At 64.3% G+C, this 9,642-nt stretch carries 9 protein-coding genes; 7 read left to right on the forward strand and 2 right to left on the reverse strand.

What is annotated here, in order from left to right; translation table 11 throughout:
* The first annotated feature begins 29 nt into the window (after nucleotides 1-29).
* Genes BRA1417_RS0139380 through BRA1417_RS0139390 form a run of 3 tightly spaced genes read left to right on the forward strand, consistent with a single transcriptional unit; the run spans nucleotide 30 to nucleotide 3,832 of the window.
* Nucleotides 30-1,532 (forward strand): DUF4173 domain-containing protein, encoded by a 1,503-nt coding sequence (locus tag BRA1417_RS0139380; protein WP_035969819.1) that lies wholly within the window; start codon nucleotides 30-32, stop codon nucleotides 1,530-1,532.
* Nucleotides 1,533-1,544: 12 nt separating this feature from the next.
* Nucleotides 1,545-2,249 (forward strand): response regulator transcription factor, encoded by a 705-nt coding sequence (locus BRA1417_RS0139385; protein ID WP_027520501.1) that lies wholly within the window; start codon nucleotides 1,545-1,547, stop codon nucleotides 2,247-2,249.
* Nucleotides 2,246-3,832, forward strand: coding sequence for an ATP-binding protein (locus BRA1417_RS0139390; protein ID WP_027520502.1), 1,587 nt, complete (start codon nucleotides 2,246-2,248; stop codon nucleotides 3,830-3,832). The genes BRA1417_RS0139385 and BRA1417_RS0139390 overlap by 4 nt, the downstream gene beginning before the upstream one ends.
* On the opposite strand, the gene BRA1417_RS45215 is transcribed toward BRA1417_RS0139390, so the two are convergent.
* Nucleotides 3,829-3,969, reverse strand: coding sequence for a hypothetical protein (locus BRA1417_RS45215; protein WP_007597071.1), 141 nt, complete (start codon nucleotides 3,967-3,969; stop codon nucleotides 3,829-3,831). The two genes, BRA1417_RS0139390 and BRA1417_RS45215, sit on opposite strands and share 4 nt — an antisense overlap.
* A gap of 79 nt (nucleotides 3,970-4,048) precedes the next feature.
* Here BRA1417_RS45215 and BRA1417_RS0139400 point away from each other — a divergent pair, with 79 nt between their 5' ends.
* From BRA1417_RS0139400 to BRA1417_RS0139415, 4 genes are all read left to right on the forward strand, one after another.
* A complete protein-coding gene (locus tag BRA1417_RS0139400; RefSeq protein ID WP_027520503.1) occupies nucleotides 4,049-4,618 on the forward strand; it encodes an alpha-ketoglutarate-dependent dioxygenase AlkB in 570 nt (189 codons plus the stop codon).
* A gap of 228 nt (nucleotides 4,619-4,846) precedes the next feature.
* The gene (locus BRA1417_RS0139405; RefSeq protein WP_027520504.1) at nucleotides 4,847-5,341 is read left to right on the forward strand and encodes a hypothetical protein; all 495 of its coding nucleotides are present in this window, start codon (nucleotides 4,847-4,849) and stop codon (nucleotides 5,339-5,341) included.
* Nucleotides 5,342-5,475: 134 nt separating this feature from the next.
* On the forward strand, nucleotides 5,476-6,405 hold the full coding sequence (locus tag BRA1417_RS0139410; protein WP_027520505.1) for an alpha/beta hydrolase: 930 nt from the start codon (nucleotides 5,476-5,478) through the stop codon (nucleotides 6,403-6,405).
* A 158-nt stretch (nucleotides 6,406-6,563) separates the two neighbouring features.
* A complete protein-coding gene (locus tag BRA1417_RS0139415; RefSeq protein ID WP_027520506.1) occupies nucleotides 6,564-7,787 on the forward strand; it encodes an ABC transporter substrate-binding protein in 1,224 nt (407 codons plus the stop codon).
* Nucleotides 7,788-7,981: 194 nt separating this feature from the next.
* Here the strand turns inward: BRA1417_RS0139415 and BRA1417_RS0139420 are convergent, their stop codons facing one another.
* The gene (locus BRA1417_RS0139420; RefSeq protein WP_027520507.1) at nucleotides 7,982-9,532 is read right to left on the reverse strand and encodes an adenylate/guanylate cyclase domain-containing protein; all 1,551 of its coding nucleotides are present in this window, start codon (nucleotides 9,530-9,532) and stop codon (nucleotides 7,982-7,984) included.
* Between the last annotated feature and the right edge of the window lie 110 nt (nucleotides 9,533-9,642).

The following is a 9,642-nucleotide window of genomic DNA, read 5'->3' on the forward strand; positions in this document are numbered from 1 at the left end:
TGCCACCCATCACGAAAGGTCTTCTGGACATGACGAGCCTGGCTACGACGTCGACGACGGAAATCAAACCGATCAGGCCTTCGGCGCTGTCGGCAAAGCTCGCGTTGGCATTGGTGCTCACCGCGCTCGCGGACTTTCTGCTCTACGGGCAGCGATTGGGGCTGTCACTGGTGATCATGGCCATCGCGATCGCCTGCGCCTCGCTGCTCGCCAACCACGCGACGTTGGATCATCGGCGTGCTGCGATTGGCGGCGCGATCATTGCGCTTGGTCTCGTTCCGGCCGCGGAAGAGCTCAACACGCTCTCGTTTCTAATCCTCGTGGCAGCGCTGGTCGTCGCCCTCCTGCTCGCGACCAATCCGGAGACGACCGGGCTCGCCGACCGCACCCGCGCGCTGCGAAACTTTGTCCTGATCAATCCCTTCAGGGTCTTCCCCGATGCACTTCAAATCTTCAACATGTCGGCACTCACCCGGAGCATCGCACTCTGGCTTCTGCCTGCAGCGCTGAGCACGGTCTTCATCGCACTGTTCGCCGCGGCCAATCCATTGATCGAGCAGTGGGTGTTCCTGCTCAATCCAAAGTGCATCCTCGACTATGTCAGCTTCCCGCGCGTGCTGTTCTGGACCATGATGCTGTCGCTGGTCTGGCCGTTCATCCATGTGCGCTGGCGGCGCAGAAAGATTGTCACCACGACCATCGCCGATATCCCCCTGCCGCCGCCGCTGCAGTCGCAAGTCTCAGCTGAGTTCCTAGGCTCCCCCACCATCCTGCGCTCGCTGATCCTGTTCAACTTGCTGTTCGCGGCGCAATCGATCCTCGATGGCATCTATCTCTGGGGGCATGTCGCGCTGCCGACCAATTTGACCTATGCGGCCTATGCCCATCGCGGCGCCTATCCGCTGATCGCGACCGCACTACTCGCCGCCGCCTTCGTGCTGGTGGCCATGCGCCCCGGTGGACCGGCCGAAAAATCAAAGGTGATCCGGCTGCTGGTCTATCTCTGGGTCGGGCAGAATGTGCTTCTGGTCGCGTCCTCCATCCTCCGCCTCGACCTCTACGTCGACAGGTACATGCTGACCTATTGGCGCATCGCCGCTTTCATCTGGATGGGGCTGGTGGCACTCGGGCTGATCCTGATCGTGGCCCGGATCGCGCTCGACCACACCAACCGGTGGCTTGTCGGCGCTAATCTGATGGCGTTAACGATCGTGCTCTATACTGTCTCGCTGGTGAACTTCGACGCGTTCATTTCCGACTACAATCTGGCGCACAGCAGTGAAATGTCGGGCAAGGGCATGATGATCGATACCGACTATCTCCTCACGCTCGGACCGCAGGCGCTGCCCGCGCTCGACAAGGTAATAGCCCATCGCAAGGGCGACGACTGCCTTGCGCGGCGCCGCGATCGGCTTGTAGAAGCTCAGCGGCTGAACATGGTCTGGCGGGCCTGGAGCTTTCGGAGCTGGCGGCTGCAGCGCCGGCTCGATGCTGGGGCCAAAAGCCAGCCCGGCAATCAGCCGGCGGGCTGAGCGGAGAGATTCTTGGCGCATCGCATTCTCATCGTCGACGACGAAGGCCATATCCGCGAGGTCATCCGCGTCGCTTTGAAGAAAGCCGGCATGGACGTGATCGAGGCGCGCGACGGCAAGGAGGCGCTGACCCGCTTTGCCGCCGACAGGCCTGACCTGATCGTGCTCGACATCGGCATGCCCGAATTCGACGGCCTCGACGTCTGCCGCGAGGTGCGCAAAGCCTCCGACGTGCCGATCCTGTTCCTGTCGGCCCGGGACGAGGAGATCGACCGCATCCTCGGCCTCGAGATCGGCGGCGACGACTACGTGACGAAGCCGTTCAGCCCGCGCGAGTTGGTGGCGCGGGTCAACGTCATCCTGCGCCGTCTCGGCCCGCGCAATGGCGAGGCCAAGGCGGGGCCGTCGGCACTCGCGCAAGGCGGCCTCCTGGTCGATCCCGAGCAGCATGTCGCGTCGTTCGCCGGCACGCCGCTGAAGCTGACTGCGATCGAGTTCGGCATCTTGCGCGCGTTCCTGACCCGGCCGACCTCGGTGTTCAATCGCGAGCAGCTGATGCGGGCCGCCTACCAGCTCAACATCCAGGTCTCCGACCGCACCATCGACAGCCACATCCGCAACATCCGCGCCAAGCTCGCGGCGCTGGCCTGCGACAATGTCATCGAGACCATCCACGGCGTCGGCTTCAAGCTCGGCCGCTGCGAGAAAGAGGCATGAGCGCGGCGCCCGACAAATGGCGGCCATCGCTTACCCTCGTGATCTTCACGGTGCTGGCGACGGTCGGCGTGCTGCCGCTGGTCGGCCTGTTCTTCTTCCGTCTCTACGACAACCAGCTGATCCGCCAGACCCAGGCCGAGCTGATCGCGCAGAGCCGCGTGCTCGCGACGATCTACGCGCAGGAGATCACGGCGCGCCTCGACAGCGGCCTGACGCTCGGCGCCGAGGTGCCGACGAACGTGCTGCCTGATCCAGGCGACCAGGTCACCCCGATCCGTCCCGCGCTTGACCTCACCGCCAACGACCTGCTGCGGCGGCGGCCAGAGGCGCAAGCCGCTCCACAGCCGCCGCAGCCCGTCTATGTCGAGATCGGCGCAAGACTGACGCCGATCATCCGCGAGACCCAGAAGGTGACGCTGGCAGGCTTTCGCATCCTCGATCCCCAAGGCGTGGTGATCGCGGGGCGGCAGGAGGTCGGGCAGTCGCTCGCCCATATCGAGGAGGTCGCGGACGCGCTGCATGGGCAATACCGCGCCACCTTGCGCAACCGCGTGCCCGACAAGCCGCCGCCGTCGATCTATTCCTTCAGCCGCGGCCTCGGCGTCCACGTGTTTTCGGCAATGCCTGTCATCGTCAACAACCGCGTCGCGGGGGTGATCTACACGACTCGGACGCCGAGCAACATCTTCGACCATCTCTATCAGGAGCGGGCCAAGTTCGTGCTGGCGGGGCTCGCCGTGGTTTTCGGCACGATCGCGATCGGCCTCGTATTCTCGCGCACCATCACGCTGCCGATGCGCGAACTGATCGATCGCGCCACCAGAATAGGCCGCGGCGACCGTGAGGCGTTCAGGCCGCTCCGACACTACGGTACGCGCGAGTTCGCGCAGCTCTCACACAGCTTCCTCGGCATGGCCGAACAGCTGGCGCGGCGCTCAGACTATATCGCGACCTTCTCGGCCCACCTCACCCACGAGCTGAAGTCGCCGCTAACCTCGATCAAGGGCGCCGCCGAGCTGTTGCAGGATTCGGTTCAGGGCAAAGCGGGCAGCCTGACGCCGGCCGAGCAGGAGACGTTCATCGCCAACATCCTGTCGGACACAAAGCGGCTGGAAGCGATGGCGCAGCGGCTGCGCGAACTCGCGCGTGCCGAAGGCCTGCCGCAAAACGAGCGCACGGAATTGGCGCCCGTGGTTGCCGAACTCAGGAGCCGATTTCCGGCGAGCTCGATCGAAGCCAGCGGCAGCCTCGACCTGATGATCGGCATGTCGGCTGAGAAGGCGCTGATCGTGCTGTCGCACCTCGCCGACAACGCGATGCGGCACAAGGCCGGGACAATCAGGCTGGAAGTGATCGACGAGCGTACGACCCTGCGTCTGACGGTGAGCAATGACGGCGAGCCGATCTCGGCGCCGAACCGCGACAGGATCTTCGACGCGTTCTTCACCACCCGCCGCGACCAGGGCGGCACCGGGATGGGGCTCGCGATCGCGCGCGCGGTGATGGCGAGCCATGGCGGCTCGATCAGGCTCAAGCCGACCGATCAGGGCGCGGCGTTCGAGCTCCAGTTTCCAATGGGCTAGATCGCGAACACCCAGGCGGCGACGATGGTGCCGATGGTGACCAGACCGGCGATGGTCCAGCCGGCGGCGTATTCCAGCTCAGGATGACCGGTCGCCCGCATGATCTCTGCCGGATCGGCGGTATGCTTCTCTGCCATGACAGCCTCGCACGTTACTTTCCGCGTCATATGTAAGTCGCATCAGCCACCATTAGGTTCCATCACGGAAATGCGAGGAATGACGCAGCTTGGTTTGTTCGCCGATCCGCAAACAGGGCCCGCCGGCCTTCGCTATGCCGATGACTTCGTCGAGACCGCCGTCGAGCAGGCGCTCATCGGCCGCATCGCAGCATTGCCGCTCCAGCGCTTCCAGTTCGGCGCCTTCGAGGGCAACCGCCGGGTGGCGTCCTTCGGCTATCGCTATGACTACACATTGCAGCGGCTGGCCGAGGCCGAGCCGATCCCGGACTGGGTGCTTCCTGTCGCGCGGCAGGTCGAGGCATGGGCGGGGCTCGCCGGCGGCAGCGTGCGGCAGGTGCTCTGCACCGAATACGAGGCCGGCGTCGGCATCGGCTGGCATCGCGACAAGCCGCACTTCGACAAAATCCTCGGCCTGTCGCTCGGCTCGTCCTGCAAATTCCGCTTCCGCCGCCGTAGCGGCGACAAATGGGAGCGCCATACGCTCGAAGCCCGGCCGCGCTCGCTTTACATGATGGACGGCGAGGCGCGGTCGCAATGGGAGCACAGCATCCCGCCGGTCGAGGCGCGCCGCTATTCCATCACCTTCCGGACGATGAAGCAGGCCTGACCGGCCGGCCAAACAAAAAACGCGAAAACAATCCCATGCACAGTAGAACGGCCGTGTCGGTGCGAGGCTGGGCCCCGCGGCGTAACCGTTTGACACCTCGGGGCAAAACAGCCGCACCGCGCAAAGGCGCAAGGCCCGGCGAACTTGCCTCCAATTCGCGTTTACATGCTAATCTGGTTCCGCGCGCTGCCCGGAGGGAAGCCGCGATTGCAGGTCCAGGGAGGCAAGATGAAAGCCGGTCGATTGATCCTCGCCTGCACCCTCGTCATCGCGACCGCCTCCGGCGTTGCCGATGCCTCCGACGCGACGCCCGCAAAGGTCTCGGGCTCGACGGCGCTGGCGCTCGCGGGGGTGATCGCGCCGCTGTCATCGGTCCTGTCCGGCGCCGAGAAGAAGGCGATGGCGATGCTGTTCGCCGCCAACAGCGACATTCCCTACAAGAGGCCGATCGTGGTGACCGCTGATCGAATCGTCTGTCGCGCCGGCAATGTCGACATCACCATCCGGAACTGCGAGGTCACCTTCGGCAAGAAGACCAGGACGGTGAACGGCTCCACGGCCGGCGAGATCTTCGCCACCGAAGCCCTGGCCGGGATTCCACCCGACGGCGCCGCAGGATCGAATTTCGAGAGCCTGACCAAGCTGAGTTGCACGATCGACCCCAACGCCATCCGCCGGAAGGACGGGAGCGGCGCGGATTGCACGTTCCAGCCGGGGAATTGAACCACGCGTGGAGGACGCGCCGAGAGAACCATGGGTGCCGTGAAATCGCCTCATGACCAGCTAACTAATAAGGCGAATTGAAAAGACGGGCCAAACGCGCGAGCCCATATCGGGCACGCAGGGCCAACACCGACATGAAGAATTTTCTCGCATTTTTTCTGATTCTGGGCGTGACGGCAGCCTCCGCACACGGTCCGCTACCGATGCGGTCGGCCCCGCCGTCCGATCTCGTCCGGGTCGGCCTCACCGACAACGACACCACCGCGGGCGGCACCGCGCGGCTGTGCGAGCAGGTCACCTTCTCGCGCGGTCTGCGCTACGGCGAGAGCGAAGCCAATGTGCTTGATGTCGCCACCGCCACGACCAAGGCGGATACGCCGCGGCCGGTGCTGCTGTTCGTGACCGGTGACACCTTCACCGGCGACCGCGCCGCGCCGGAGCTGTCGCGCCAGATCCAGGACCAGGCCATGTGCTTTGCCGCCCGCAACGACATGATCGGCGTGCGCGTCAACTACCGGCTGGCGCCCTCGGCGACGTGGCCGGCGGGTGCGACCGACGTGGCGGCGGCGCTGTCCTGGGTCCACGGCAACATCGACCTGTTCAACGGTGATGCCCGCGAAATCGTCGCGGTCGGCTACGGCGCGGGCGCCTTCCATGTCGCCACCCTGCTGGCCCATCCCGAACTCCAGACCGACCGCGCCGATGTCGCGGCGGTCGTGCTGGTGTCCGGGGTCTACCGCGCCGGCAAGGACGCGAGCGACAGCGAGAAGGCCTATCTCGGCAGCGACGCCAGCCAGTACACCAAGCGTTCGGTCTTCCCCGGCATCCTCAATGTCGACGTCCCAATCGTGCTGGCCTGGGCTGCGGATGATTCCGCCGGCATCACGGCGCAAGGCGAAACCCTGAAGAAGACGCTCTGCGGCGCCGGCCATTGTCCGCGTAGCGCGCTGCTGCGCAGCCGCGACGGCATCGCCAGCGCCTTCGGCCTCGACGGCTCCGGCGACAGCCTCGCCGAGCCGACGCTGCTGCTGGTGCATCAGCTCGAGGCGCGCGGGCTGCCGTAGCCGCCCCTCCGTCAGTACGGCTGCCATTTGGCCCGACGCGACGAGCAACTTCGAAGCGAGCCGCCAAGACACACGAATGACAAACGCTTGACGTAGATCAACCGGCCTTGCTGCGGAGTGAGCCGACCTCGTTGGGGGCGAACGACAAGGTGTTGAGCATGGGCGTCACCGGCAGAATGCTGTTCGTTTCGATGATCGCGTTCGCGTCGCTCGGGGCGATGTCCGAGCAACGCGCCGATCAACCCACCGCCGACAACGAAATCCGCATCGGCAATGTCATGCCGTACTCGGGACCGCTCTCGGAGTTCGGCGCCATCGGCCAGGCGGAAGCCGCCTATTTCGACATGATCAACGCGCGCGGCGGTATCAACGGCCGCAAGATCCGCTTCATCACCCGCGACGACAATTCCGACCCGACGACCGCGCTGGAGCTGACGCGCAAGCTGGTCGAGACGGACGACGTGCATTTGATGTTCGGCTCGTTCGGCACGCCGGGCAATCTCGCCGCGCGCTGGTACCTGAACGCGAAGAAGATCCCACAATTGTTCGTCGCCTCCGGCGACGAGGAGCTGAGCCAGGCCAAGGCGTTTCCCTGGACCATGGGCTGGCAGCCATCGTTCCGGTCGGAGGGGCGCATCTACGCCAACTATCTCCAGGCCTATTATCCCAGGAAGAAGATCGTGGTGCTCTGGCAGAACGACCAGTTCGGGCGTGCGCTTCTCAAGGGCATGGAGGAAGGTCTTGGCGATCTGAACCGTCTCGTCCTCGTCGACATCGCCTTCGACATTGCCGATGAGCATCTCGACGGACACGTCTCGATCCTCAAGCGCGCAGGCGCCGATATCTTCGTCTTTCTCGGCGTGCCGTCGACGGCGTCCAAGGTGATCAAGCTGGCGGCATCAATGAAATGGCGCCCGGTCTTCATCGTCAACGACGCCTCCGCCTCGATCGCCAACGCGATGGCGCCCGCAGGCCTGGAGAATTCCTCCGGCGTGATCTCGGCGGCCTTCCTGAAGGATCCAAGCGATCCCGCATGGAAGGACGATCCTGCCATGAAGGACTGGTTCACTTTCATGGACAAGTACCATCACGACGAAAGCACCAACAGCAGCGCTGCACTCTTTGGCTACGCCGCGGCCGAGGCGCTGACGCAGGTGCTGAAGCAATGCGGCGACGATTTATCGCGCGAGAACATCATGCGTCAGGCGGCTTCGCTGAGGAATTATCAGCCCTCGGTCGCCCTGCCGAACATCAGGATGAACACCTCGCCAAACAGCTACCTGCCGATCAGGCAGATGCGGCTGGTCCAGTTCGACGGGCGCTCGTGGCAGCCTTTTGGCGAGGTGATCGAGACGGCGTTTACGGAAGGCGCGGCGCGGTGAGGTGATTTGGGCAGCGGGAGAGGGTTGGGGAGAGGGTGCATCCACAATCGAGAATCCCGAAGAGGAGAAAGCCCTCACCCGGCGCGCGGGACGATGCTTCGCATCGCCCGGACGCGCCGACCTCTCCCGCAAGCGGGAGAGGCGACGCACCTGCATCTTGGCAACATCCGGGAACGACCCGAGCTGAATTCGGCTCACGCCGGCTTCAGTGAGGCCAGCGCGTTCTCCAGCAGCAAGCGCACCCGCGCTGCGTCGCCGGATTTCACCACGGCGGGATCGAGATAGAGCTCCAGCCCCGGTGCGCGCTCGGTGATGATGCCGCTTGTCTCCACTGAAGCGTCGTTCAGCGCATCCACGGAGTACGGAATCACTTCGCGGCTGATGCCCTTCATCGTGATCGCGGGCAGCGCGTGGGCGCTGACCAGCGCGAAGGTTTCATAGCTCAGCACGATGCCGCCGGGCTCGGCGATCGATTGCAGGCGCGCGGCGAGGTTCGCCTCCGCACCGATGATGGTGTAGTCCATGCGGTCGCTGCTGCCGAAATTGCCGACATTGCAATAGCCGGAATTGATGCCCATGCGGGCCTTGAACGGCAGCTCGATGCCGGAGGCGCGCCATTTCGCATTGAGCTCGGTGAGGCGGTGCTGCATGCGCCAGGCCATCCGGAGACAGGCCTGGGCGTCGGCGCGGTCGCCCTTGGTCTCGGGGTCGCCGAAGAAGATCAGCATGGCATCGCCGATGAACTTGTCGATGGTCCCGCCAAATTCGTGGGCGACCGCCGACATCTCGGTGAAATATTCGTTGAGGAGCTGGGTCAGCAACTCCGGCTGGAGCCGCTCCGCCGTCGCGGTGAAGTTCTGGATGTCCGAGAAGAAGATGGTGAGCTTCTTGCGTTCGGTGTGGATGGTGACGTCCTTCTGGCCAGAGAAGATGCTTCGGTAGACCTGCGGCGGAATGTAACGCGAGATCTTCATCGAGAGTGAGGCGAGGAAGTCGTTGGCGGATTCGAGCTCCTTGTTCATGCCCTTGATGCGGCTCGCCTGACGGCGCTGCAGCGAGAGAAACGATAAGCCGCTGCCGGCCGCGATCAGGAAATAGGCCAAGAGGAATTTGAACGAGAAGATGTTGGCGGCGATCGGCTGGGCGATGATCACCTCCTGGATGCCCCTGACGTCACCCACCTTCCAATCCTTCTTCGGACTTTCGGGGTGGCTGTTGTGGCAGCTGACGCAGGCCGGGCCCATCATCACCGGAGCGATCAGCCGGACCTTGTCGTTGAACAGCGAGGTCTCGGTCTCGACGATCTTCTGCTCGGGATCGTTGCGAAGCGATTCGAGCGCATCCTTCTCGAACTTGTCGAGCTGGTGCGGGGCGCGATTCTGGAACGGGAAGTCCGAGACGAAACGGTAGGTGATGTTTTCCTGCTGCGCTCCGATCACCCGCCCGAGCTCCAGCGACAGCGTCGCCGGGATCGGGATCGCGCCGGGGACGGATTCGTAGTTGTGAACGACTTTCGTCGAGCCATTTGGATTGGCGATGATGCGCCCGACTACATTGGTCGCGTAGTAGCTGCGCACGCTCGTGATCACCGAATTCAGGTCGATCGCCTGCCGCCGCAGCGCGGTCTTGCTGAGCTCGGTCAGGTCCAGCCAAACCGCGAGCGGCAAAGCGAGCAGGAGGAAGGCGACCGCGGCACCGGTCAGGATGCCGCTCTTGCGCTGTTCTTCGGAGATCTCTTGCTTCACTCTTTGGCTCCGTGATGAGCGTTCTTGTCTCGAACTCGGGGGATGCGGAACAGAGCCAATAAACGCGCTCCCGCGCAACCCCATTTTATGGTGATCGCGCCAAGCCGCTT

The sequence above is a fragment of the Bradyrhizobium sp. WSM1417 genome, assembly GCF_000515415.1.
Classification (GTDB): Bacteria; Pseudomonadota; Alphaproteobacteria; order Rhizobiales; family Xanthobacteraceae; genus Bradyrhizobium.